Annotated in this window: 26 protein-coding genes and 2 riboswitches; of the genes, 8 read left to right on the top strand and 18 right to left on the bottom strand. The window is 46.4% G+C overall.

Annotated elements, in window-relative coordinates; all coding sequences use genetic code 11:
• Positions 1 to 94 precede the first annotated feature (94 nt).
• A riboswitch (cyclic di-AMP (ydaO/yuaA leader) is annotated at positions 95 to 284 on the bottom strand.
• 419 nt (positions 285 to 703) lie between these two features.
• Positions 704 to 867, top strand: a riboswitch (cyclic di-AMP (ydaO/yuaA leader).
• Positions 868 to 935: 68 nt separating this feature from the next.
• Genes MHI32_RS03015 through MHI32_RS03005 form a run of 3 tightly spaced genes read left to right on the top strand, consistent with a single transcriptional unit; the run spans position 936 to position 2519 of the window.
• On the top strand, positions 936 to 1490 hold the full coding sequence (locus tag MHI32_RS03015; RefSeq protein ID WP_076124474.1) for a hypothetical protein: 555 nt from the start codon (positions 936 to 938) through the stop codon (positions 1488 to 1490).
• Positions 1491 to 1504: 14 nt separating this feature from the next.
• Positions 1505 to 2026 (top strand): hypothetical protein, encoded by a 522-nt coding sequence (locus MHI32_RS03010; RefSeq protein ID WP_076185177.1) that lies wholly within the window; start codon positions 1505 to 1507, stop codon positions 2024 to 2026.
• A 40-nt stretch (positions 2027 to 2066) separates the two neighbouring features.
• On the top strand, positions 2067 to 2519 hold the full coding sequence (locus MHI32_RS03005) for a hypothetical protein (RefSeq protein ID WP_076185178.1): 453 nt from the start codon (positions 2067 to 2069) through the stop codon (positions 2517 to 2519).
• A 459-nt stretch (positions 2520 to 2978) separates the two neighbouring features.
• Here the strand turns inward: MHI32_RS03005 and MHI32_RS03000 are convergent, their stop codons facing one another.
• From MHI32_RS03000 to MHI32_RS02975, 6 genes are all read right to left on the bottom strand, one after another.
• Positions 2979 to 3170, bottom strand: coding sequence for a hypothetical protein (locus tag MHI32_RS03000; protein ID WP_143762355.1), 192 nt, complete (start codon positions 3168 to 3170; stop codon positions 2979 to 2981).
• A gap of 31 nt (positions 3171 to 3201) precedes the next feature.
• Complete coding sequence (locus tag MHI32_RS02995) at positions 3202 to 4482, bottom strand: ABC transporter permease (protein ID WP_076124479.1); 1281 nt, start codon at positions 4480 to 4482, stop codon at positions 3202 to 3204.
• Entirely contained in the window at positions 4475 to 5377 is a 903-nt protein-coding gene (locus tag MHI32_RS02990; protein WP_036676693.1) for an ATP-binding cassette domain-containing protein, read from the bottom strand. Before MHI32_RS02990 ends, MHI32_RS02995 begins: the two co-directional genes overlap by 8 nt.
• Positions 5378 to 5381: 4 nt before the next feature.
• A complete protein-coding gene (locus tag MHI32_RS02985; RefSeq protein WP_340011860.1) occupies positions 5382 to 6311 on the bottom strand; it encodes an ABC transporter ATP-binding protein in 930 nt (309 codons plus the stop codon).
• Between the two features lie 18 nt (positions 6312 to 6329).
• Complete coding sequence (locus tag MHI32_RS02980; RefSeq protein WP_076185182.1) at positions 6330 to 6725, bottom strand: GntR family transcriptional regulator; 396 nt, start codon at positions 6723 to 6725, stop codon at positions 6330 to 6332.
• Between the two features lie 61 nt (positions 6726 to 6786).
• Positions 6787 to 7515, bottom strand: a complete 729-nt coding sequence (locus tag MHI32_RS02975; protein ID WP_340011859.1) for a hypothetical protein — start codon at positions 7513 to 7515, stop codon at positions 6787 to 6789.
• Between the two features lie 340 nt (positions 7516 to 7855).
• On the opposite strand from MHI32_RS02975, the gene MHI32_RS02970 reads away from it, so the two are divergent.
• Positions 7856 to 8029: a hypothetical protein gene (locus MHI32_RS02970; protein WP_179088739.1), complete on the top strand. Its 174-nt coding sequence runs from the start codon at positions 7856 to 7858 to the stop codon at positions 8027 to 8029.
• 387 nt (positions 8030 to 8416) lie between these two features.
• On the opposite strand, the gene MHI32_RS02965 is transcribed toward MHI32_RS02970, so the two are convergent.
• The 7 genes from MHI32_RS02965 to MHI32_RS02935 form a co-directional block, all read right to left on the bottom strand.
• Entirely contained in the window at positions 8417 to 8881 is a 465-nt protein-coding gene (locus MHI32_RS02965) for a DUF420 domain-containing protein (RefSeq protein ID WP_076124485.1), read from the bottom strand.
• A 26-nt stretch (positions 8882 to 8907) separates the two neighbouring features.
• Positions 8908 to 9828, bottom strand: coding sequence for a cytochrome c oxidase assembly factor CtaG (ctaG, locus tag MHI32_RS02960; RefSeq protein WP_339189351.1), 921 nt, complete (start codon positions 9826 to 9828; stop codon positions 8908 to 8910).
• Between the two features lie 85 nt (positions 9829 to 9913).
• Positions 9914 to 10240 carry a cytochrome C oxidase subunit IV family protein gene (locus MHI32_RS02955; RefSeq protein WP_036682505.1) on the bottom strand — a complete coding sequence of 109 codons (327 nt, stop codon included), beginning with the start codon at positions 10238 to 10240 and terminating at the stop codon, positions 9914 to 9916.
• A 5-nt stretch (positions 10241 to 10245) separates the two neighbouring features.
• Complete coding sequence (locus MHI32_RS02950; protein ID WP_038568531.1) at positions 10246 to 10872, bottom strand: cytochrome (ubi)quinol oxidase subunit III; 627 nt, start codon at positions 10870 to 10872, stop codon at positions 10246 to 10248.
• On the bottom strand, positions 10869 to 12716 hold the full coding sequence (gene ctaD / locus MHI32_RS02945; RefSeq protein ID WP_076124740.1) for a cytochrome c oxidase subunit I: 1848 nt from the start codon (positions 12714 to 12716) through the stop codon (positions 10869 to 10871). Before ctaD ends, MHI32_RS02950 begins: the two co-directional genes overlap by 4 nt.
• Before the next feature lie 126 nt (positions 12717 to 12842).
• Entirely contained in the window at positions 12843 to 13889 is a 1047-nt protein-coding gene (gene coxB / locus MHI32_RS02940) for a cytochrome c oxidase subunit II (RefSeq protein WP_076124488.1), read from the bottom strand.
• Between the two features lie 403 nt (positions 13890 to 14292).
• Positions 14293 to 14481, bottom strand: a complete 189-nt coding sequence (locus tag MHI32_RS02935) for a hypothetical protein (RefSeq protein ID WP_019913840.1) — start codon at positions 14479 to 14481, stop codon at positions 14293 to 14295.
• A gap of 469 nt (positions 14482 to 14950) precedes the next feature.
• Between MHI32_RS02935 and MHI32_RS02930 the strand changes: the two genes are divergently transcribed.
• From MHI32_RS02930 to MHI32_RS02920, 3 genes are all read left to right on the top strand, one after another.
• A complete protein-coding gene (locus MHI32_RS02930; protein WP_076276043.1) occupies positions 14951 to 15940 on the top strand; it encodes a serine hydrolase in 990 nt (329 codons plus the stop codon).
• 93 nt (positions 15941 to 16033) lie between these two features.
• Positions 16034 to 16372 (top strand): membrane protein, encoded by a 339-nt coding sequence (locus tag MHI32_RS02925; protein WP_036682511.1) that lies wholly within the window; start codon positions 16034 to 16036, stop codon positions 16370 to 16372.
• Positions 16373 to 16482: 110 nt separating this feature from the next.
• Positions 16483 to 17439 (top strand): diacylglycerol kinase family protein, encoded by a 957-nt coding sequence (locus tag MHI32_RS02920; protein ID WP_052096739.1) that lies wholly within the window; start codon positions 16483 to 16485, stop codon positions 17437 to 17439.
• Positions 17440 to 17552: 113 nt separating this feature from the next.
• On the opposite strand, the gene MHI32_RS02915 is transcribed toward MHI32_RS02920, so the two are convergent.
• From MHI32_RS02915 to MHI32_RS02900, 4 genes are read right to left on the bottom strand one after another with little or no spacing between them, the layout of a single operon-like run.
• A complete protein-coding gene (locus MHI32_RS02915) occupies positions 17553 to 18146 on the bottom strand; it encodes a xanthine phosphoribosyltransferase (RefSeq protein WP_076101352.1) in 594 nt (197 codons plus the stop codon).
• Positions 18147 to 18188: 42 nt separating this feature from the next.
• Positions 18189 to 18491, bottom strand: a complete 303-nt coding sequence (locus MHI32_RS02910; RefSeq protein WP_038568522.1) for a hypothetical protein — start codon at positions 18489 to 18491, stop codon at positions 18189 to 18191.
• 25 nt (positions 18492 to 18516) lie between these two features.
• Positions 18517 to 19335 carry a TrmB family transcriptional regulator gene (locus tag MHI32_RS02905; protein ID WP_076124492.1) on the bottom strand — a complete coding sequence of 273 codons (819 nt, stop codon included), beginning with the start codon at positions 19333 to 19335 and terminating at the stop codon, positions 18517 to 18519.
• 40 nt (positions 19336 to 19375) lie between these two features.
• Positions 19376 to 20167 (bottom strand): zinc ribbon domain-containing protein, encoded by a 792-nt coding sequence (locus MHI32_RS02900; RefSeq protein ID WP_076124493.1) that lies wholly within the window; start codon positions 20165 to 20167, stop codon positions 19376 to 19378.
• Positions 20168 to 20371: 204 nt separating this feature from the next.
• On the opposite strand from MHI32_RS02900, the gene MHI32_RS02895 reads away from it, so the two are divergent.
• Positions 20372 to 21100, top strand: coding sequence for a GTP pyrophosphokinase family protein (locus MHI32_RS02895; RefSeq protein WP_076218890.1), 729 nt, complete (start codon positions 20372 to 20374; stop codon positions 21098 to 21100).
• Positions 21101 to 21464: 364 nt separating this feature from the next.
• On the opposite strand, the gene MHI32_RS02890 is transcribed toward MHI32_RS02895, so the two are convergent.
• A complete protein-coding gene (locus MHI32_RS02890; protein ID WP_076282514.1) occupies positions 21465 to 22616 on the bottom strand; it encodes a YCF48-related protein in 1152 nt (383 codons plus the stop codon).
• Positions 22617 to 22749: the final 133 nt, after the last annotated feature.

The following is a 22749-nucleotide window of genomic DNA, read 5'->3' as shown; positions in this document are numbered from 1 at the left end:
CTTAGGGGAGGCCTCCATAAATGCTTTGCTTCTAAGAGCACAGCAAAAAGCCACAAAGGATCTCCTCTGTGGCTCGCTAGCGGTCACATTGCACTCATCCTCTCTCCATACGCTTACGAGGTTAGCTGTCGGATTCGGGCGGTGAGAGTCGCCCTACCTGTATAGATGCGAGCTCACTCACACCCTCTACAGGATTCACCCCATAATCGGCTTCCGACTCTCACATCGGCTGCCGATTGTTGGTTCCCCCGCTTTCCTTATCGGAAATTAAGCGGATCAAATATTCGATTGTCGTTGAAACAGGAGTAATCATACTCTTATGCACGAAGACTTGTAAAACCTGAATGATGCCAAAATAATGCAAATTAAAAACTATTTTCCCATTAGATAGCGCTTACTTGATATCTAATCTCTCTATATCTCTTGTTTACTCGAGTTTGGAGCGTTTAATCGCTATCTATAACCCATGTGATTTTATTCACCTTTTTAGAGCGAAAATACTGCAAATTCCCATTATAGGTAGAAACGCAAGAAGCTGAGGCTGAACGAGAAAGAGGCGCGATAACACGCCATAAATACCTATTTACCTCGTTTTTCAGTCGTAGTCGGCAGGATATGGTTAAAATTGCTCTAAAAGAACATTTTCCGTTTTTTACAGAAAATCTTGAAAAGAGTATGATTCGGGTTGAATCCAATTCATGAAAAACAATCAACGCTGAGTTCCTGCATTGCAGGGAACGGGGGAACCATCAGGCCACCTGGCCTACTTGGGGTGAATCCAAAGGAGACTGCATAAGTCTCAATAGGTAGGGCGACTCTCACCGTCCGAATCCGACAGCTAACCTCGTAAGCGTAAAGAGAGAGACCCTTGATCCGCCACGCTTTGGCCCAGGTATATCTGCCTGTAATCCAAAACCGCAGCAGAGGTCCTCCTCTTGCTGCGGTTTTTGCGTTACCTGAGCTTATTAGGTGATAGCACGCTGGATGGGGTGAATGTTTTGAAGCACTATTATTTAGGGATACATCAAGGGCTGCTTGAGCCGATAAGTCTAAATTACGTTTGTTTCGGGGCCTTGTGGTTCGAAGAACATAATCACAGGTACATTGTAGGCTATGCATTTGGCCAGAACCAGATCCAAGCCCTTCGCCAGTTCAGCACACCTTCTTCTTGTAAAGACTGTTTAGACTCTAAGATTGTATATGAGATATATAAAAAAATTCGAGAACAACAGCAGCAGCAGGATTGGTCATCACACCAAAAGCTCCCGTGGTTTACAGCCTTCAAGGAGCCTTGGAAAGATGTAAGCGCCGGTTGGTATGTCTTGAGATCCCGCAGCACCTTTCCCTTACATCTATCTGTTATACGAAAAGAGAAGTTCCGACTATGGCTAGAGCATACCGCAGTCTGTGAGAATAAAATGGAAATGCTCGCTTGTGTAGAAAAGGCTAGTGTCACTCATCATGTAGACTTAAAGCTTTTGGAAATCTAAGGAGGAACCCTACTATGGACCAGCGCAGACTATCCCGCATTGAAGTATTTGTATTGGATGAACCCGAGCCTATTCACTATGGAATGGAAGGGGCTGAAGGCTGCCGTTATGGTATTCTGAAGCTCACCTGTAAGGGAGGCTGCAGTTGGGGGGCTTGTCTGATCTCTGCCAACACCAAAAATTTCGATCTCATTAAATGGAGTTCTTTTTTACGGGCTATCTGTCATTGCCGTCTTGAGGAAGCGCTGGATAAGGTCCGTCGCGAAGGTTCAGATTGGGAGCAGGTTAAGCTTGAGCTAGTTCAGGGTGCTTTGCAGGATTTAAAGGCCAAGCTCCAGGGTAAATCCTTGGCAGGGCATATTCAGCAAGGGCGTCTGTACAGTGTTGCAGCAGGGGGGAGCAATTCCAGAAGTGAACGGCTCTACTACAAACCTTCCAAAGCTTTATCCAGTGCCTCCCAGCAGAAACACAGTTGCCCGGAACCAGACACCGCCGATCTCATCAATAAATCCATCTCTTACTTTTCTATATTATAGATTCAAGCAAATCTCTCAATCTGAAAGGATCGTGTTCACCATGCCTGACCCCTTACCTCCCGAGTCCACCTACAGTACTAAATTTGCAGAGTGTGTTCAAAAGTATACTAATGAAGTCTACGTACTTAGTTCCATGTTGTTAGAACAATCTAATGAGGCAGACAAGATTACTATCCGCACCTTCACAGAGCTTCATAAAATATATCGTCAGGATGATTTCGATCCTCAGTTATTCTCTATCCACGCTTACCGCACTTGTATTCGCCAGTGTGCTGATTCTTTTGCCCGGCGCTCGCTTCTATCGGCTAAGGCATTACCTTGGGAGGAACAGCTTGTGAAGGTCATGTGGTACGGTCTAAAGCTGCCTCTTTCTCAAATAAGCATTATTCTGCAAAAAAGTGTTCCCGCACTGAAAACACAGCTTAGAGCTGTACGGGAGCAGATGACCACCCAAACGGATATACTAACGAGCGCAAATCTTTCTATAATTTAGTCACTGACTAGAATTCAGACAATCTTTAAGCGCATGAAGCATCTAACGGACTCAGGAGCCTTTAATTGAAGCTTTTCCACAAATATGGCCGGCGTTCGGACTCCAGTAGAAATCCCGAGCGATGAACGTCTTGGATCGTCTTAAAGCAAGCCCTAATCATCTTCCACCAAGGCTTACGGACCCAGATGACGTTACTTACACGTTTATCGCCTTTTGAGCATAGTATCGGACTCCAGTGCAACTATTTGGTTAAAAGAGCTACTAATTCACCATTTTTCATGCCAATAGCGACTATAGTGTCCGATATCTTGCTAAATCTCGATGATTGTTGCATTTAAGTGCTGCTGGGTCCGTTAGCTATATCAGCTCGTATACAAAGAGATTGCCAACTCAAAAACGGGGATATCCCAACAACCATAAATGGTTGTTAGGATACCCCCGAAAATTCAGTTCCTACTATTACACTTTACTCTTACGCGCCTTACCGTACATCCACAATCCTGCCAACATCCCCACTATAGCAACACCAGTCAATACGCCTTGAACGAAATCCATAAAAGTGGAGCCATCCGGAAGCATTCTACTAACCGTAGCCAGCGATACCGAACTCATTAAAAGCATAATGGTATATTGTTCGCTTGTAGACATCATTAGCACTCCTTAAAAGTTATATGAGGTCTTCTTAGATCTTGTAAGCTTTCATTGCTTTTCTGATTTCTTTAATACTTGGGCGTTTGCCGTACATCAGTACGCCGGTACGATAGATCTTGGCTGCCAGCCATCCGAAGATGAAGGTAGTCACAAGCAGGATCAGCAGCGATACAATGACTTGCCAGATCGCCACCTCGCCGACACCAATTCGGAGCAGCATCGTCAATGGTGAGGTGAAAGGCACATAACTCGCTATCTTAACCACTAGAGTATCTGCATTGGAGATACTGAACAGTGGAACATAGAACGCTACGAAGCCTAACATCATGATTGGCATTACCGCCTGACCGAGATCCTCCGTACGGCTGACAATCGAACCTACAGCCGCATACATCAAGGCATAGAGGAAGTAACCTAATACGTACAAGACAAATCCATAGAGCAGCAAGTTAATATTGAGCTGGCCTAAATCGAGATCAAAATCAGCCAATACAGTCGCATTATGCGGGAGCGTCAAATTGACGACGATCGCTGCGACAAAGATCCCAATTTGCAATATTCCTACTAGGAAAACACCGATAACTTTACCGAACATTTGCGCTAAAGGTGAGGCACTTGTAATCAGAATCTCCATAATCCGCGAGCTTTTCTCAGAAGTTATCTCTGCGGCAATCATGTTGCCTGTCATCATAATGGACATAAAGAACAACATAAGCATGGCATATACGATAATGTAGTTAATGGCTGGAGTGTCCTCCTGAGAGCTTTCACTGCCACCGCCTGCGTTAAGCTGTTGTGTAGTAATCTGCACAGGCGTTGACATTGCAGCAATCTGTTCAGAGGTCAGCTTGTCGCCAACGATGAATTGTGTGTTTGCTTGCTGAAGTGCATTTTGGAGATAAACTTGCACATCTCCGTTTAGTTCCCCATCATTACTATGATAAGTAACGGGTGGAAGCCCTTCACCAGTAGGTTCCGCAAAAGTAACATAACCTTCTACGGTCTCTTCATCTAATGCTTTCTTTAACTCGGCATCCTCCGCAGAAGCATATTGTACTATCTTAGCCTGTGGCATGCCCTCTGGCGCAGTATAAGCCTTCAACAATTCTGCAACCTGATTTCCCTCTTCAGCAATCACAGCAATTTGAGTAACTTCACTTTTGGCCGAATCACCCTTAAACTGATCGATGATATAGGGAAGATTCATCCCTATGCTGAGCAATAATACTAGAATCAAAGTAGTAATCATAAATGATTTCGTTCTAACTTTATTTTTAAAGGTAAAGCCGATAATTGTCCCCATCTTATTCATTAGATTCACCCACCGCTCTGATAAAGATTTGGTTTAACGTAGGTTCCTTGATTTCAAAATGCTCCACTTCACCCTGTGCTATCGCCTGCTGTAAAATACGCTGTGCTGCACCGATCTCACTGATCGATAACAGATACCCACGCTCCAGCCGTTTAACTGCTGTAACACCTGCGATGGACTCCAGACCTTTTACCTCATTAGCTGTACGCAGCAATACTTCTTCCCGCGGGTAGCCATTCTTGATCGTGCGGATATCCCCTTGAACGACCGTATTGGATCGATCGAGAATCGTAATGTTACGGCATAGCTCTTCCACATGCTCCATCCGGTGCGTAGAGAAGAGGATACTTGTTCCCGAATCACGTAATTCTTTGACCGTATCTTTCAGCAGCTCCACGTTTACTGGATCCAGCCCGCTGAAAGCTTCATCTAGAATCAGAATCTGCGGCTTATGAACGACAGCGGCGATAAAGCCCATTTTTTGCTGATTTCCTTTGGAAAGCTCTTCTATTTTTTTATTGTAATAATCCGGAACCTCGAATCGATCCAGCCAATAGCGCAAGCTCTTATCTGCATCACTAGCTGACATCCCACGCAGGCGGGCCAAGTAAACGATTTGATCGCTGATCTTCACCTTAGGATATAGTCCACGTTCTTCGGGCAGATAACCCATAAGTTGCTGCAGTTCACTGTTGAAAGGTTTTCCGTTATACAAAATCTTGCCCTCATCAGGGTAGATTAGGCCGAGCACCATACGCATCGTGGTTGTTTTCCCCGCGCCGTTCGCCCCCAGTAATCCGTAAATTTCCCCTTTACCTACGGTTAGGTTAATTCCGTTTACTGCGGTTTTTTCTCCATATTGCTTAACTACACTTTCCAGCTTTAAGGCTTCCATTTCTCTAGTCCCCTCTCTTGTGGTCAATTAGAATAGGACGATGACCCTGTGTCCATAAACTTAATATTTCGTCCAGCTCCAAACTGCGGCTCTTGATAACCTTTACGCCCAAGTCATGAATGCGTTTCTCGTTTTCAGAAAATTGTTCTATGATAAAAGAAGCTACACCCGGTGTATCCATGGTAAAGTGCAAGCCTCCTGGCAACTCAGCCGATAACTCCGCAAGCTCCTCTTCATCCGCAGCATTCACCCAAACCTCGGTCCAAGCACCGAACAGACTGTCTTTTTCAGCCATACCCAGCAGTTCTCCCCGATGCATAAGGACGATATAATCCGCCAGCCGTCGCACCTCATCCACAATGTGTGTGGAGATGATAATCGTTGCGTTGTGCTCATCCATATATTTACGAAGTGTCTCGATCATAATCTTCCAGGCAAAAGGATCAAGACCCGATGAAGGTTCATCCAATAGCAGCAGACTTGGCCGTGCCGCAAGTGCTACAGCAATTTCGAATTTCCGGCGCTCCCCTTTAGACATCTTCGAAAGTCTCATACGATACGGAACCTCAAAGCGATCCATCAGCTCGTGAAAATACTGATCGTCCCAATTTGGATACCAATACTTCCGAAATCGAGCTGCCTCCTCTGCATTCCAGTGGTTCTCCTCAGTAATTGACGTTTCAGGAACATAGGCAATGGTCTGACGAAGCTCCAGAGACAACCCGCTATCATACCTGTTCTCGAACCAATATATCTCGCCTTCCTCTGGATTAGTCAGCTGCATCAGCAGATTCAGCAGCGTACTTTTGCCAGATCCATTCTGACCTACCAAAGCTGTAATATATCCTTTAGGCAGATTCAGGGTCAGTGGCCCTATCGTCTTGTTTCGCCGCCGTTTAAGTACATTCCGCAATTCTATAGCCATCTGTACCATATGAGTAAGCGCCCCCTCTCAATCCTTTTCTCTATACTTGCGTTCTATAATCTCCATAAAAATCTGTTCAATTTCATCCTTGCTGCAATGTACCGATCGGCCGATATCCACTGCACTCTCAAGTGCTTTGCCAACCGTTTCACGTTTATATTCTTCCATGGCTCCGTCACCTACATGGGATACAAAGGTACCCGTTCCTTGTCGCGTTCGCAGCAAACCTTCGTTCTCCAGATCCTGATATACCCGCCGCACGGTAATTACACTGCATTTCAGATCTCCTGCGAACTCACGAATCGAGGGCAGCAGCGTACCTTCTGTAATGACTCCGCTAATGATTAATGATCTAAGCTGAGTCTCTATTTGATGATAGAGGGGCTCTGCACTATTTTCGTTGATTTGTACCGGTATCCACATTATTTACACCTCGCCTTCCACTCTAGCGTGCTAGAGCGCAGTCCTTGCCATTTCCGATTTTTTATATGAGATTGCGACTTTTCAGCCGATGTATAGTCCATTTAGAGAATAACTGCACAGATATTGTTCCCAGCAGAAGTGACCCCCACATGATCGGAGATAACAGCCCCCACTCCTTCGAATAGGAGATACTGTATAAGAACAAACTGCCTCCGCCCAGTGTAACTAAGAACGATGTTGCCCACGATAAAACTACGATAAGCAATGTTAGCCATAGATAAGCTTTGCCGCTAAAAAGATATTCAATAAAAATATATAGACCTGAGACCATGAATCCGAAGCCGAGCCAAGTAATCGCAAAAGCTATGTACGAAGGAACCGTCAGCTCTGCCCGGAAATTCTCTCCTAACAAGTAAATAATAACGAAGAATAACGTACCATTTAGAGTAAAGGAGCCCACACCCTGAAGTTTCCTCCGCGATAATATTACTGCAGCTGGGATCGGTAAAGTTCGTAAGTAAACCAACATTTTTGTGTAAGAGTCTTCACTCCAATATTTCATGGAGCGGCGAGAGAATGTTAATCCCAATAAGGGGATAAAGGAGAGAAATAAGAAATCCGCTAGCATCGTCCGATCCTGCTCACCTAGTACATCATTTGCTATCAGGCTAGTCAGTCCACCAAGATAACTCATAAAAACAACTGTTATCACGAGGGTCCCTAATATTTTTAATTTGTCTCCGCGAAAATCAGAGCGCAACATAAACCATGAATCTTTTAATGTTCTCATTAATGCTAACCTCGCTTTACAATGTCTTCAGCGTCTAGCAGAAGCAGGTGTTCATATCCCTGTGCTTACTGTATATATCTATATACACAGTATATGACCTTGGTTTTTCATTGTCAATCCTGTAACTGGAAATTATTCAAAAGAAATAGGAGGTTTGGGCAACCTCATACTTCAAGCTTATGAAGACACTCTCAAACGTTAGGTAACGCTTATTTATTGAGATTAAATACAATGAAGGGGAATTGAGGCAGAATGCTACGGGGCGAATGTAACTGGGATAATGGAGTTTATTAGATAATTCATTCTGGAAATGAAGTAGTAAGAGCTCACTCTTGCTTCTATGCAACGTGTTGGTGTGATGTGTGTTGAGGGAGGCGGGTATGGCGGATGGTGCGGTATCGGGGGCGGGGTGCTGATTCGGCTGCTGACTGGTTCAGGTTTCGGGTGTGGGATACCGTTTCGGCTGCTAGTGCAGTTTCAAGTATGGGATATGGGCGACTGCCGGGCGGATTAACATTAGGGAAAAACTCCCTAAAATCTGCCCAACCGAGCTTAGATTATTAGTTTTTAGGGAAATCCTCCCCAAAAATTCAGCTATTACTCCGTTATTGAGCTAAATCCATTCACTTTCAGGGAGGATTTCCCTAATTATGGCCTTTTTTAGCTAATTTCGTGCATTATCAGGGAGGTTTTCCCTAATTGCGTCTTTTTCGAGCTAACTTCGTTCAGTTTCGGGACAGATCCCGAAGCTCTACAAACCAAAATAAGCCCATCACCCGCAATCCCTACTCAGGAACATGCAGATATATAGGCTTATTTCATAACTATTTACGGTTCTGCTACTCTAGTGCTGTTCATTCGCTCAACGCACTAAACTCTGTGCTCTATTCAAGCACTTATTTTACGCTCCCAAAATAACTTCCCACACCGGCTTGGTATGTCCACCTGGATACAAAACATACAACAGCACGTACACCATAACGCCTGTAATCGCTGTGATAAACCAAATTATCGATGTCACTCTGCCCCACTTACGGTGCTTGGAATACTTCGCCTTGAAACCAAGAGTTAACGTAGTAAGTCCGAATACCGCAGCTACGGTTGCCAGAACGATATGGAAGATCAAAAACACTTGATAAATTGTCTTCAGTTCATCCGGTCCACCCCATGAGGTATTTCCCACAAACAACGTTCTCGATACGTAAACAATAAAAAACAGCAGCGCAGCGATAGCGGCAGCAATCATCGTTTTCTTATGCGCCTCGCGTTTGCCCTTGATAATGAGCCACCAACCTATAGCCACCAGCACCGCGCTGATCACGATGAATGACGTACTAATAGTCGGAAACACTGTGAAAATATCCATGATTCTCCCCCTCGGCAGTCTACCAGTTATGCACGGTTCAAGTTGCTCTCCTGAAGTGTTGAGGATGGCGTCGACAATTCATCGTCGTCTTGTCCGTTCTCTTTTTTATACCAATGATAGAACACATAAGCAAGCATAGAGGCAAAAATAAATTCCTGAATGAACTTCATCGCGATGCCTCCTACCTGTTGATCCACCTTCGGCGACATCACTTCAAAGAATGCAGGACCTCCAAAATTCTGAAGTAAAACAGAGGGGTCACCCGAGATACAATAGCCCATAGCACGCGCCCAAGTCTCTGGATCACTGTAAGTGGCGTAGAGCGGATGATCGGCAAATATAATCAGCCCGCAAGCTGGCGTCAGCAATACCATGTTCAGAAAAATAAACCCAATCTTCCCAAGCCCACTCGCCATACGATGTTCCGGCAGCGGATTAATCAGTGTCCACCACATTAAAGCAGAAGTCAGGAACAAAACAATGTAATAAATACGATGAACAGTAAAATGCAGCATCACATAATCATGAATAACAGGAATATGGTACAAGGAAAAAAGCCCGTTAAACAATAGAGCAGCTACTACCGGATGAGCTAAAAAAGATAACCGCCGAAGCGGATTCACCTTTAGTATCCTGCGCCAGATAAAATCTGGAATTCCAAGCATAATCAGCGGCACCGCTACCAGATAAGACAAGGCCATACTGACCATGTGGAAGGAAAACATCATATGCCCTAAAAGGCTAATGGGTCCTCCTTGTGCCAGGTAAAGGGCAAGCATCCCACAGACAAATAACGCTCTACGCCAAAATGGCACCGATAATGAATCGGCAGAACGCCCAGCAATCGGACCAATCCACACAAAATAACCTGCTGTCAGCAGCAGCATTACCGCTAGAAAAAGCGGACTCCATAGTTCAGCAAAACTAAAGTATTCTAATCCCAGCATAATCCCAACCTCCTAGCGCAGGAATTCATATATCTAAACATCAAAAAGAGGGGGCATCGCAGCCCACCTCTTTCATTATCGTCCGTTAATTCCACCAAACCCAATACAGCGACATAACAATACAGGTCCCAGCGATAAAGAAGCCGCCCAGCATGAAGAGAATCGGCAGAAGATGCCCTTTATCTTTTAGATGCATCCAGAAGCCCATCTGCACAATAACCTGAAGAACAGCCATTACCAGCAGCAAAATAATCGCAAAGGTTGCATTTACGCCCCCAGCCGCTACAGCAGCGAAAGCAATCAATGTTAAGACAATGGAGAAAATAAAGACAACAATATGTTTCTGTGGTCCTTCATGCCGATGACGTTGCTTATACCCGCCGCTATCTGGCATATGCTGATCCGTCGTCATAGTGCCTAGCCCACCTTTCCGAGTAGGTATACAACCGTAAAGATGAAGACCCATACTACATCGATAAAATGCCAGTACATGGCTGACACATACACTTTTGGTGCAGTAACTACCGTTAACCCCTTGCGGGCGAGCTGCCCGATCAAGATGGAGATCCAAGCGATCCCGAAAGCTACGTGCGCACCATGAAATCCTACCAGTGTGTAGAATGCCGAGCTGAATGCACTTGTGGTCATTCCGAATTCTTCGTGTCTTACATATTGAGTAAACTCATAGATCTCCAAAACCAGGAAACCTAAACCTAAACCTACAGTAACTAAAAGCCAATTCCGTAGCAGTGCCGGCCGATTTCTGTGCATCGCTTGAATAGCGAATACACTCGTCAGACTGCTTACCAGCAGGATGAATGTTGCAGCGGCTACAAGCGGCAGGTGAAACAGTTCATTCGCCGAAGGCCCCTCATTCGTCTGATTACGCAGTGCGAGGAAAGTAGCGAACAACGTGCCGAACAATACCGCTTCGCCGCCTAGAAACAGCCAAAAGGCAAGAACCTTGTTGCGTCCTTCGAGCGTAGCTTTTTCCGGCTCGTGCGGAAAGGTATCCTTAGAAGCTTCTGCATGTGCCGTTGTCATGTCCGCTCACTTCCTTCCAGCTCTTCAGGTTCAATATGCCATCCGTGATCATCATACAGCGAACGCATCAGCATGGATCCAAATGTAATAATAAGACCGATGGCTGTAACGATATAATTATTAAACAGGAAGCTCATAAAAGCATTGCCGAATTCATCACGGCTAAACATAAAGCCAAGCCCAGCGATAAAAATTCCGATAGACATCGTAAACGGTAAAATCGTTGCTGACGGCATATGAATTGAGCCCACCGGCTCTGCTGGTGTCATGCCTTTATTCCCTGCTACTTTTTCTTTCCAGAAGGCATCAATCCCCCGAATAAGAGGTGTTTGCTTGAAGTTATATTCTGGCGGCGGTGAAGGAATGGTCCATTCCAATGTACGTCCATCCTCCCACGGATCATTGCCTGCATCCGCTGGTTTTCTGGAAGTCAGGAAGATGTTCACCAAGAAAATAATCATACCAACACCCATAAGTCCTGCACCAATGGTACTGACTAGATTTAGCAAATCAAATTGCTGATTTGGTAAATAAGTAAATACGCGGCGCTGCATCCCCATAAGCCCAAGGAAATGCTGTACAAAAAAGGTCAGATGGAATCCGATGATAAACGTCCAGAAAGTCCACTTGCCCAGCGTCTCACTCAGCATCCTTCCGAACATTTTTGGCCACCAGTAGTGCAGACCTGCGAACAGGCCAAGCACCAAACCACCTACAATAACATAGTGGAAATGCGCTACAACAAAATACGTATCATGGAACTGAAAGTCAGCAGGTGCGGACGCCAGCATCACTCCAGTAACTCCCCCCATAGTAAATGTAGGAATAAATCCTACAGCGAACAGGTTAGGGGTTGTGAAACGTACTTGTCCGCCCCACATCGTGAACAACCAGTTAAAAATTTTAATCCCAGTTGGAACCGCAATTAACATCGTTGATACGGAGAACAACGCGTTAGCTACAGGTCCAAGTCCAGTTGTGAACATGTGGTGAGCCCAAACCATAAAACCTAAGAAGGCGATCAAGATGGTTGCAAACACCATGGAGCTATATCCGAACAGTCTTTTACGCGAAAAGGTTGGGATGACCTCGGAAATAATCCCGAAGGCAGGCAGAATGAGAATATACACTTCCGGGTGACCAAATATCCAGAAGATATGCTGCCATAGCACTGGACTTCCTCCGGCTCCGACTTCGAAGAAATTGGCTCCTAAAATCCGGTCGAATGTCAGTAGTACTAAACCCACTGTTATTGCTGGAAAAGCAAACAAAATAATGGCGGAAGTAATAAATGTAGTCCAGGCGAACATCGGCATCCGCATATAGGTCATTCCCGGCGCACGCATCGTAATGATCGTGGCTAGAAAGTTAATCCCCCCGATGAGGGTCCCTAATCCGGCAATTTGCAAGCCGATCGTATAGAAGTCTACACCGTGTGTAGTGCTGTATGTACTCGTAGATAGTGGGGTGTAGGCGGTCCACCCGGCATCAGGAGCACCACCCATAACCCAGCTAAGATTCAGTAGAATCCCGCCGAACAGGAAGGTCCAGAAACCAAGTGCATTTAGAAAAGGAAAGGCTACGTCACGTGCACCGATCTGTAGCGGAATGACGGCATTCATGAGTGCGAAGATGACTGGCATGACGCCGAGGAAGATCATCGTCGTACCATGCATGGTTATGAGTTCATTAAACGTTTGTGCATCCAAAAAGTTATTCATCGGCTTGATGAGCTGCCAACGAATCAGAAGCGCTTCAATTCCCCCGATGCCAAAAAATAATCCTCCGGCCCATAGGTACAAAATCGCGATTTTTTTGTGATCGACGGTTGTTAGCCAATCCATAAGTCCTGTATGGCGCTTCACACTGTGGCCGTGCCCCAGAGGCTTGGATGAATTCAAGGTATGCGCTGCTTGAGCCAAAGTTCGTCCCCCCTTTTCGAAAGTTCCGCCCGCCTTTAGGCTAAGGCATTAGTCCAGCTTATAGTTGGCCAGATACTCTGCAATGCCATCAATCTCAGCATCACTCAGGCCCAGATCTTTGGGGTTAGGCATCAGATTGCCTGGTTTTACGGATTGCGGGTCGTGCAGCCAGGTTTTGAGATTCTCTTCAATCGGCGCACCATCTTCCCTCGTGTCGTCGTTGAGCAGAATTCCAGCAATCGATTCCCGAGAACCAATTCCGGTCAAGTTCGGCGCATTATTAATCCCTTGATCGCCTACAGCGTGGCAAGTCAGACATGCCGCTTTGAACTTCTCAGCTAAAGCAGGATCCTCTGGCAGCACAGCTACAGGTGCTTTCATCGAATCAATCCACTTTTGAAACTCTTGTTCACTAACTGATTTCACCTTAAATTCCATCAATCCATGAGAAGGTCCACATAGCTCCGCACATTTCCCACGGTAAACGCCTTCATTAGGCGCACTAAAGCTAAAGCGGTTAATCGTTCCAGCTGGGTTGGTATCGATTTTACCGGAAAGAGAAGGGACCCAGAAGGAGTGCAGCACATCTTTAGTTTCCAGTTCAAAGGCGATATCTTTGCCCACCGGAATAATCAGGTCCTGCGCTGTAGTTACCTTATAGTCGGTATACTCAAACTCCCACCAGTATTGGTGGCCGGTTACTTTAACCTTGATCGCATTCTTGTCATTGGAATGATCATCTCCAGCGGCAAACACAGCTTTAACCGTTGGCACGGCCAGTACTACAACAAGGATGAGCGGAATGACTGTCCAGAGAATCTCAAGTTTCATACTGCCCTCAACCTGCTCAGGGATTTCATTCTGACCCGGTCTTCTGCGGAAGCGGATCAGTACATAAGCTGCAATCGTAAAGACAATCAGCAACACCACGATCATAATGCTGATCGACAGCTCCATTAATCCGTAAGATCTGTCTGCTGCAGGTCCCTGTGGTCTGAGTACTGACAAGTCCTCACGACCGCACCCGGCAAGAAAGAGTCCAAACATAGCGGTCATGGGAAGGAGTCGCTTTACAGCCTGCCACGTTTTCATCATTGATCTACCCCGCTTTTCCCGATTTCGTAGATTCCTGTTTTTTTCTGTCAATTATAACAATCACTATTAATATAAGTTTAAGGGAAAGTTTTGTCAATCGTTCACAACTAGTTCACATTGTAATTTTCCACACAATAAACCCTTGTCCCATCTGGATTTTATAGCATTTTATGAAAACGCAAACAAATAAAAAATAATAAAGAAAGCGCATTCAATTTAAAGTGTGTCTATTAATTCATTTGACTATTCTATGAGGAAGACTTTTCCTTATTCGTAAATGGGCATACAAAAAAAACCGATTCCAGCAACAAAAGTCGCTCGGGCACGGTTTATAAGAATCCTCGTGGATGTTATTACTCAAAATGATGTCTAAAGTTAAGCAAGTGACAAACGTATCTGTTAGCTAGGAGACGGATGAATTCATCCGTACCAACTCGTGTTCCACGACCATGGTCAGTTCTTCTTCATAGCCTCCTGTAATCCGATACTTTCGGACGTACTCCTTTACGAATTTCTTGGGATCTTTGGGCCGGAAAATGCGTGTCATTTCCCGTAGACTTTCCTTGACTTCGTTATGACCTTTACTTGCCATGATCAGTTCCCTCCCAAAACATTGAAAATGAATGCTCCGTTGTAGAGAATGCATGATGAAAAGTACGCCGTAACCTCGAATGCAAGTGAAGTATCCAGTACACATACGTGGCTTGCACTATCCGTCAAAACGTGGAATCTAAAGCTAAATCTAGCCTTTGAGACACCGCCTTGCCGGTGAAGCAGGTTCGTCGTGATTTGGGCTGAGAGTAAGGACGCCTGATGAACGATAGCTCCTTGACACTTTTATTACCCGAAGAGCCACTTACTGAATCACTCCTTTCGGGCCTTATCGTTATATTGTATCATATTCCGGATTAACTTCCACCTTTCCTTGTAAAATGTACTATTTGGAAAATATTATTTTTTACAGCTGTCTTCGTAAGTCAGATGTCTCCAAACTGGTTAAAATACAATAACCTATACAGCAAGCGAAATTGTATTTATCAACAAATGAGAAGGAGATCTTTATGGCCCAGCCTGTAATTCCCCTAATGACTACCGCAACGCCAGAAGACACCGATACACGCAGGGAGGGTCTTGAACAAGCCCATCAAGCTATCCTAAAAGAATACCCCAAGATGCATAGCATGCTTATTGTGCGTCATGGAAAACTTATCTTCGAACGTTATTATAACGACCATCATGCTGGAGCATTAAATGATCTCCGTTCTGCCACCAAAAGTTTTGTCAGTGTCCTTACGGGAATCGCTATCGGCCGTGGAGAGATGCCTGATCTCCATATTTCTGTGTCCGAGGTCCTTCGCAAGCATATTCCATACCTTCACTCCCCACATCTCTCAAAAATTACACTCCGTCATCTTCTTACCATGACTTCCGGTTTTAGCTGGATCACAGGGAAGAAGCTTGGTGAACCGCTTGTTCGGAACCTCCATCGCAGCCGCCGCTGGGGTTCCTTTGGCCTTAGCTTGAACATTATTCCAGAACAAATCGGCCAGTTCCAATATCGAAGCATCGACTCACATCTAATCTCGATAATGATTAGTGAATCTACAGGTCTTGATGCATTTTCCTATGCAGCACAGCATTTATTCACTCCACTCCGAATGGCTAATACCGCTTGGTTACCTAGCCCCGAAGGACATAGCATGGGTCATATCGGTTTGCACCTAACGTCTCGGGATATGGCTAAATTCGGAATCTGCCTGCTGAATAATGGAGTGTTTGCAGAGCAGCAAATCATCCCAGAACATTGGTTGCAGGATGCACTTACCGCTCAAGCTAAGGGATATCCAGCGTTTGGTGATTACGGATATCAGTTTTGGATCGGTACGATGAGCGGGCAGCCCTACAAGCTCGCCCACGGGCATGGCGGGCAGCAGATTCTGCTCTTTCCCAATCTGGATGCTGTAGTGGTCTTTACAGCAGAGAGCAAGACAAACAACTGGAAGAACCCTCGCAGGCTGCTTGAAAAGTATGTTCTCCCTTCAATGAGCTAAACATACTTTTTCCTGACAAGTCATAGGCTTGTAAGGAAGAAGGATTCGAACAATCAAGCCCCTTCTTCTCCAAGCAGAAGGAGAGTGAGCCCATTGTCCCCTTTTAAATCATCCACCGGATTGCCCGATAATATAGCGGGCGCGTTGTGTTACTTTTTCCCTTTTCTCGGCGGCGTCGTCTTTCTCGCATTGGAGAAACGCAGCCGCTTTGTGCTGTTCCATTCGCTGCAATCACTGATTACCTTCGGGGTGCTGATGATCCTCCACGTTCTAACCGGATTGGTCCCATTCCTCGGTCCCTTGATGAGTGCCCTCGTCTCTCTTTGCAGCTTTGGGGTGTGGCTGTTAATGATCTACCATGCCTTAAGTGGCAGGTGGTATAAACTCCCTTGGGCAGGTGATATCGCAGAAAGTCAGATTCGCCATCTGTAATCCCCCAAAAAGCAGCCCCTCTGATCGCTGAAAAGTATTCCCTTTTGCCCATCCACTCCTTACAATGTAGAAAGGGCATCAATGGAATTCTACAGGCTGGAGGAAATCATATGTATCTATTTATCATAAACCCGCGTTCCGGCGGGGGAGCAGGCGGCCGGACCTGGCATACTGTAGAGGCGCTCATGAAGGAGCGTTCGCTGCCTTTCATGTCCTTGTTTACGCACAGCGTAGAGGGTGCAGAAGCCCTTGTTTTAAATACACTAAAGCATCGCGAGGATTGGAAAGCCGTGATTGTAATCGGCGGTGACGGCACGCTCCATAGCATTTTGGGTGCACTTTGCGGCAAAGATATCCCCATGGGCGTGATTCCTGCCGGCTCCGGCAACGACACCGCCCGGGGGTTTGGCATTCCACTTTCCATAGAAGCCGCGCTGGAGGCCGCCCTTAGCGAGCGGTATATCGAAGCAGACCTGCTTTCAGGAGCAAACGGACTGACCGTAACAGCCGTTGCCAATGGCTTTGATGCTCAAGTGGCCGAGAATGTGAATGCCAGCCGATACAAAAGGCTGTGCAATGCCATTGGAGCAGGCCAGCTCGCGTATATCATCGGCATATTGCATACGCTGATGACGTTCAAGCCCTGCCGGGTAAGCGTAGTCTGCGACGGTACGGAGCACGCCTTCGAGAAGGCATGGCTGGTCTCGATCTGCAACCTGCCCAGCTACGGCGGCGGGCTTTTGATCTGCCCGCAGGCAAAGGCCGATGACGGCCAGCTTGACGTCTGCGTCGTACATGGGTGCAGCCGCGGGCAGTTGCTGCGGTTGTTCCCCACGGTACTGAAGGGCAAGCATGTGGCGTTGCCCTTCGTGTCTATGCTGCGCGGACGTAGCGTAGCTGTGGGCTTTGCCGAGGCCCGGCCTGCGATCGGCGACGGCGAGAGCCTCGGCAAAGGGCCGCTGGCCGTTCGCTGCGAGCCGGGGGCGCTGCGGGTGCTATCGCCGCTGGCGGCGGACAGCGTACAGCTGCCCGTCGACACTGCAGCGGCATGCGGCAGCAACGGGTAACCTGACCCGTGCATACCATACACACAAAAAACAGCAAGCGACTGGTTCATTACCAAGTCGCTTGCTGTTTTGTATATCCTATAGCTTTTGTGTGAGAATGCATTCCAAAAGCCTCAAACAAGAGGCTCTTCCTCGTCTTCCACGAAAGTGACTCTTCCGTCCTCCAGTGAAGCAATACGCACAAGTGACTCTACGCGATATCCCGCTTCCTGCAGCAGCCGATTCCCTGGCTGGAACGCTTTTTCGATCACAATACCAATTCCAACCACACTTCCCCCCGCCTGCTCAACAATACGGGCAAGTCCGAAGGCGGCTTCACCATTCGCCAAGAAATCATCAACAATCAGCACCCGTTCTCCGGGAGCAATGAATTTCTTCGAAACGGTAATTTCATTCGTTTCTTTCTTCGTGAAGGAGTAGACCTTCTCCACGTAAATGTCTTCTGTCAGCGTCAGCGATTTCTGCTTACGGGCAAAAATCAGCGGAACCTCCAGCTCTAATGCTGTCATAATCCCCGGAGCAATCCCCGAGGATTCTATAGTCAGCACCTTCGTAATTTCTTCGCCAGCGAACCGGCGGATAAACTCACGGCCAACCTCACGCATCAGGAAGGGGTCCATCTGATGATTCAGAAAAGAATCCACCTTGAGCACTCCTTGCCCGAGTACAATACCTTCTTTCAACACTTTTTGTCTCAACAGCTCCATAGTGCTCCTCCTTCTCCCATCATTGAATCCATTCTCCCCACATTACAGACCTGTCGGCTTCTGAGGCAATAAATTTCCAACGATCGATTTTAAATTATGATCATCCTTGCTCTTTTCCTGACCGTTATCATAACCCGTAATTCGAATCTCCAAGAAATCCCCCGGATTTACCGGTTTAAAAATCAATTTTTCGCGGTCTTCCAGTCTCACGTTAAAATTCATATCCTTAAACATTTCGACTAATTCTGCTTCTCCAGGAGATGCTCCCTTATCCAGAAACAACAGTCCACGCAATTTTTTAGGACCATCATTGTGCACCACTTCAAAATGAACGATACATTCCATGCTTCTCACCTCCCTATGATAATAACTACTGCGCCTGTTCTTCCCCATCATCGCCTTGATCATACATAACATATTTGCTATGAATTTTGCTGTAACGTTCTCCATAACGCTCTACTAATTCTGCGCCCATATCCTGCTCCAGCTCGAACAAGACCATTTCCTGTGTAAAATGATTCAACAGCAGCTCCACTAACACCGGGTGCTCTGTTACCACTGCTTGCGCGGATCCATCATCATAACGCATCCCCAACATACACCAGCTCCGGTCAATCACAAATGAGAACTTCCGTCCATCCGCCCGCTGCGAATTTTTTCCGAATGACGGCCATACTGGGTAAGAGGCAGCAGCAGCATTGCCACCGTCAAAAGCCCATAAAAGCCTAACGCCACGCAGTTCGGCCTGTTCAAGTTCGCTCCGCAGAAGCGACGCTTCCTCGCGCCACATATCCACTACAATCTCCTGCTCTGCCATGTTAAGCTGGCGAATCAGCGCCCCCATTACATTGCGGTCGCCCTCTACATTATAAAAAGAAGGACTAACAGGTCCCCCGCGAGGCATCTCACTTTCCATATAAGCCAGCGAAGCTTGAACTCTTCCCGAGATCATCGTCGCCAGCTCCTCCGGATTAAGAACACTATACCGCGCAGGCTCTCCTTCACCACATCGTACATATCCCTGCTGTGTTAGGCGCTGAAGCGCCGCATACACATTTGATCTTGAAACTCCGAGCTGTTTGGCAACCTCATAGCCAGAAGCCTGACCTTTAGTCGCAAGCTCGACCATGATTTTGGACTCCATCTCCGTGAAGCCCAGATTGCGCAGATGCAGCAGCAGCTGTTCCATCTTGTTGTCCCCCTAAGCCCTAAGCTGACTGATATCTGTACTATATTTGCTCCGATCCACAACGTGGACACCATAAGGAGCCCTTTGGCAATTCATTCCGACAGATTTGACACTTAATCATATCACGAACACCACTGTCCTGGGTGACTGCGGTCTCCTCCTGATGTTCATTCGCGTTCCAATCGCGGATGCGACGATCCAGCTCAAGCTGTCTTTGTCTTTCCCGTTCCAGCTGATCAGCATGTCTGCGATCCCGTTCAATGTCATGTTCGTTCGCCGCATATTCCTCCAATGGCAGCTCATCATCCTCTGAAGGCAGGATCTCAGAATACACCACACTTTGCGGATGGAGCTTCATTGCAATCTCCTTCTCTTCATCCGTTAGCTCATCCGCACCATAGTATTGATCCTCATCCTCTTCGTCCTCATCCACAGTTTTGACGAATACCGGCGGTGACGGAATCTTTCTTGATGTGGTTAGCTCCTCCAGCTTACTTCCACACTTTGGACAAAAATTTGCATCGAGCGCCACAACATTGCCACAAGAACATAACCGTTCATTTTTCAGTTCAGCAATTCTTGCGCGTTGGACTTCAATTTTTTCCTGAAGCTTGGAACAGGTCCGTGCCAGTTCTACCATTTTGCCTTCAGCTACAGACATATCCTTAGAGCGATACCCTTCATAAAAAAGCCTGCCCATTTTCGTGAATTCCACTTCCATCTCACGTTCAATATCGGAAATAAGCCCGTTCAGCTTGCCGATCTCAACAGAGCTTTGTGCTTTTTCGGTAACCCGGCTCGCACTATCTTTGATTCGTTTCATAAAACTCATTACAGTTCCTCCCTCTCCAGCGATACGTGTTTCTATCATACCAAATGTATCGAACAGATTCATTAATGTGCTTTAATACGCGATTTAGCGGAGAATGTTCCTATAAATTCTTATTTTCCCTGATTTCAGACGTTATTTTGCGTCAGGGGTTCTACATCGGTTAAAATAGAATTAATCACAAATAACGAAATTGGGAGAGTTTCAGTGGAAGAACATGACAGCACACAGCTTACGCTAAAACAGATGCAGGTACACGTTAAGGATCTGCAACATTGGCAAGATAACGAGGATTTCACAAATCTTATCAATGAGTTCAAGTCTCTGCCAGCACTCTATCGCCATGCACTAAACGATCTTGAGAATAAAATCGATGTGATCAAAACGGAATGGCAGGTCCGTGACGGCTTCAGTCCCATCGAGCATGTTAAATGCCGAATTAAAGAACCCAAGAGCATCCTTCAAAAGATGGAGCGCAAAGGTTTCGAGTTCAACTTGGAAAATATGGAGCAGCACATTCACGATATTGCAGGTATGCGGATTGTATGTGCTTTTGTTAAAGATATTTACCGTCTGGTTGATCACCTCAGCACACGCGAAGACATTCGCGTATTGGAGATCAAAGATTATATAGCCCATCCCAAGCCGAATGGGTATCAAAGCCTGCATCTTATCGTCGCAATTCCGCTCGTCCTGCTGGAAGGAACACGCTGGGTCAAAGCCGAAATACAGCTGCGAACCCTAGCCATGGACTTCTGGGCAAGTATGGAACATATTCTGTATTATAAATTCGATAAGCAGCTTCCTTCGCATGTTGCGGAAGAATTGAAGGATGCCGCACGCGCCGCCGATGAACTGGATCAAAAAATGCTGCGCCTACGCCGCGAGATTCTGGAACTTGCAGAAGGGGAATCCCCTGCCGGCGGGCAGGTTTAAGCTTTCATATTTCTACATTTCTCAAAAATTAAGGGGATGTCTCATAAGCCATGACAATGGCTGCTGGGACACCCCCTTCTTTTTAATCGATTAGGCCGTTTGATCGTTACCCTTCGCCGCCGAAGCAAGGTGCTATCGGACACAGCCTATCTTATTCGCAAAATAATCCTCCATTTTGCATACTAACGGACCCCAAAGTCGCTAACGGCATAAAAAACTCCGGATCTGCGCCCTCCTATATAGGATAGCTGCACTGGAGTCCGAAAACATACTGGATAGGCGATAAATGTGTGAATAACGCCTCCTGAGTCCCTAAACCTCAACCAACGGCTAATCATGACCCGGCGTTCCGCTGTATTCAGCCTCAAGGCTTACTAACCAAAGGCTTCCATGTAACGCCGCCATCTGTAGTGGTCTTTAGAAATCCTGGACCCGCCAACCAACCGTTTTTCGGCGTAACGAACTGAATGTTTTCTGCCTTCGCGAATAGCTGTGATGTCGCAATCAACCTCCAGCTTACACCCCCGTTGACAGTCGCCACCAGTTTGCCGCCCTCCTGCAAAGCCCAACCTTCACGAGCGTTCAGCCATGTTGTTCTCGCTGCCTCAGTACCGAGCAATTGAGGGCCAAGCTTCCATGTCCTGCCTCCGTTATCACTTGTGTAAAACACCATACTTCGAATCCCATCGTCAACGATCTCCAGCGGCAGGATGCCTTTCATATTGTCTTTGCCTGAGAATTTAGGCGGATAACTATTACTGTAAGTAAAGGCTGCCAGAGCAGCTGGCTTCTTTAATTGCTCCGGCTTCCAGCTCTTCCCGCCATCCGTAGTTCTGAATGTTAAAATGTATTCTTGCCCATGGTTGCTGGAGGTGATCCAGCCATTCTGGGAATCCTGAAAGGTTATCCCTGTTGGATAGGCTTTAATACTCTCCGTTAGATTTCCGATTCGCTTCCAGCTGTTCCCGCCATCAGCCGTGCGATACAAGGATTTCTCCATCATCCCGAGACCAGGTTCTGAATCCAGCAGCACATACCCGTTATTCACATCGATAAAATGAATAAAACCGCCACTGTATCCTTGCTCCCAATCCTCCGTGACGGGAAGTTTTGTCTCCTTCCAGGTCTGGCCCTGATCAGAGGTATGATAGATCAGGACAGGTTGCCCTATACCATGACTACTTATAATCCAGCCATTTGTGGCATTCAGGAAAAAGCTTGCTGCGGCAAAGATGCCTGTTTCTTGTGGAATAGGAACAATATTGCTGTCCGGATGGTACCAACTACTTCCTCCATCGTTCGTAGTCCATAATCCAGTCTTATCTATTCCCCACCCATGCTTTATGTCATTCATGCTAAATTTAGCAGGATACCCCTGCAAAGAATTCATATCCGTCTTCAGCTCAGCGGTATTTATCCCCATACTCGAATCTAAACCAAGATTATCATTTACCATGTAGGATTGCAGAAATAACCCAGCAATGATTATCGGGGCAAAAACGGCATATAGTCTCAAATGAAACCCTCCTTTTTCCATTTCCTTCTATTCTATAATCATAGACAGAGTTTAATAGTAAAAGGTTACAGAAGCTTTACACAAAGAAGAAGCCGCCTCCTCAGATAGGAAGCGGCTTCTCTAAACTCCACTG

Source organism: Paenibacillus sp. FSL H7-0690, from assembly GCF_037980415.1.
In the GTDB taxonomy this organism is placed as follows: domain Bacteria; phylum Bacillota; class Bacilli; order Paenibacillales; family Paenibacillaceae; genus Paenibacillus_AQ; species Paenibacillus_AQ odorifer.
Note: the sequence above shows the minus strand (reverse complement) of the source record. Positions and strands in the feature narration are given on the sequence as shown.

Excerpts from the sequence above, each read along its gene's own strand:
- MHI32_RS02975 (WP_340011859.1), bottom strand. The coding sequence starts at position 7,515 with ATGAGAACATTAAAAGATTCATGGTTTATGTTGCGCTCTGATTTTCGC.
- coxB (WP_076124488.1), bottom strand. The coding sequence starts at position 13,889 with ATGATGAAAACGTGGCAGGCTGTAAAGCGACTCCTTCCCATGACCGCT.
- MHI32_RS02900 (WP_076124493.1), bottom strand. The coding sequence starts at position 20,167 with ATGAGTTTTATGAAACGAATCAAAGATAGTGCGAGCCGGGTTACCGAA.
- ctaD (WP_076124740.1), bottom strand. The coding sequence starts at position 12,716 with ATGGATTGGCTAACAACCGTCGATCACAAAAAAATCGCGATTTTGTAC.
- MHI32_RS02980 (WP_076185182.1), bottom strand. The coding sequence starts at position 6,725 with ATGTGGATACCGGTACAAATCAACGAAAATAGTGCAGAGCCCCTCTAT.
- MHI32_RS03010 (WP_076185177.1), top strand. The coding sequence starts at position 1,505 with ATGGACCAGCGCAGACTATCCCGCATTGAAGTATTTGTATTGGATGAA.
- MHI32_RS02990 (WP_036676693.1), bottom strand. The coding sequence starts at position 5,377 with ATGGAAGCCTTAAAGCTGGAAAGTGTAGTTAAGCAATATGGAGAAAAA.
- MHI32_RS02970 (WP_179088739.1), top strand. The coding sequence starts at position 7,856 with ATGCAACGTGTTGGTGTGATGTGTGTTGAGGGAGGCGGGTATGGCGGA.
- MHI32_RS03000 (WP_143762355.1), bottom strand. The coding sequence starts at position 3,170 with ATGATGTCTACAAGCGAACAATATACCATTATGCTTTTAATGAGTTCG.
- MHI32_RS02965 (WP_076124485.1), bottom strand. The coding sequence starts at position 8,881 with ATGGATATTTTCACAGTGTTTCCGACTATTAGTACGTCATTCATCGTG.
- MHI32_RS02910 (WP_038568522.1), bottom strand. The coding sequence starts at position 18,491 with ATGGAATGTATCGTTCATTTTGAAGTGGTGCACAATGATGGTCCTAAA.
- MHI32_RS02915 (WP_076101352.1), bottom strand. The coding sequence starts at position 18,146 with ATGGAGCTGTTGAGACAAAAAGTGTTGAAAGAAGGTATTGTACTCGGG.
- MHI32_RS02905 (WP_076124492.1), bottom strand. The coding sequence starts at position 19,335 with ATGGAACAGCTGCTGCTGCATCTGCGCAATCTGGGCTTCACGGAGATG.
- MHI32_RS02950 (WP_038568531.1), bottom strand. The coding sequence starts at position 10,872 with ATGACAACGGCACATGCAGAAGCTTCTAAGGATACCTTTCCGCACGAG.
- MHI32_RS02995 (WP_076124479.1), bottom strand. The coding sequence starts at position 4,482 with ATGAATAAGATGGGGACAATTATCGGCTTTACCTTTAAAAATAAAGTT.
- MHI32_RS02935 (WP_019913840.1), bottom strand. The coding sequence starts at position 14,481 with ATGGCAAGTAAAGGTCATAACGAAGTCAAGGAAAGTCTACGGGAAATG.
- ctaG (WP_339189351.1), bottom strand. The coding sequence starts at position 9,828 with ATGCTGGGATTAGAATACTTTAGTTTTGCTGAACTATGGAGTCCGCTT.
- MHI32_RS03005 (WP_076185178.1), top strand. The coding sequence starts at position 2,067 with ATGCCTGACCCCTTACCTCCCGAGTCCACCTACAGTACTAAATTTGCA.
- MHI32_RS02985 (WP_340011860.1), bottom strand. The coding sequence starts at position 6,311 with ATGGTACAGATGGCTATAGAATTGCGGAATGTACTTAAACGGCGGCGA.
- MHI32_RS02955 (WP_036682505.1), bottom strand. The coding sequence starts at position 10,240 with ATGACGACGGATCAGCATATGCCAGATAGCGGCGGGTATAAGCAACGT.
- MHI32_RS02930 (WP_076276043.1), top strand. The coding sequence starts at position 14,951 with ATGGCCCAGCCTGTAATTCCCCTAATGACTACCGCAACGCCAGAAGAC.
- MHI32_RS02920 (WP_052096739.1), top strand. The coding sequence starts at position 16,483 with ATGTATCTATTTATCATAAACCCGCGTTCCGGCGGGGGAGCAGGCGGC.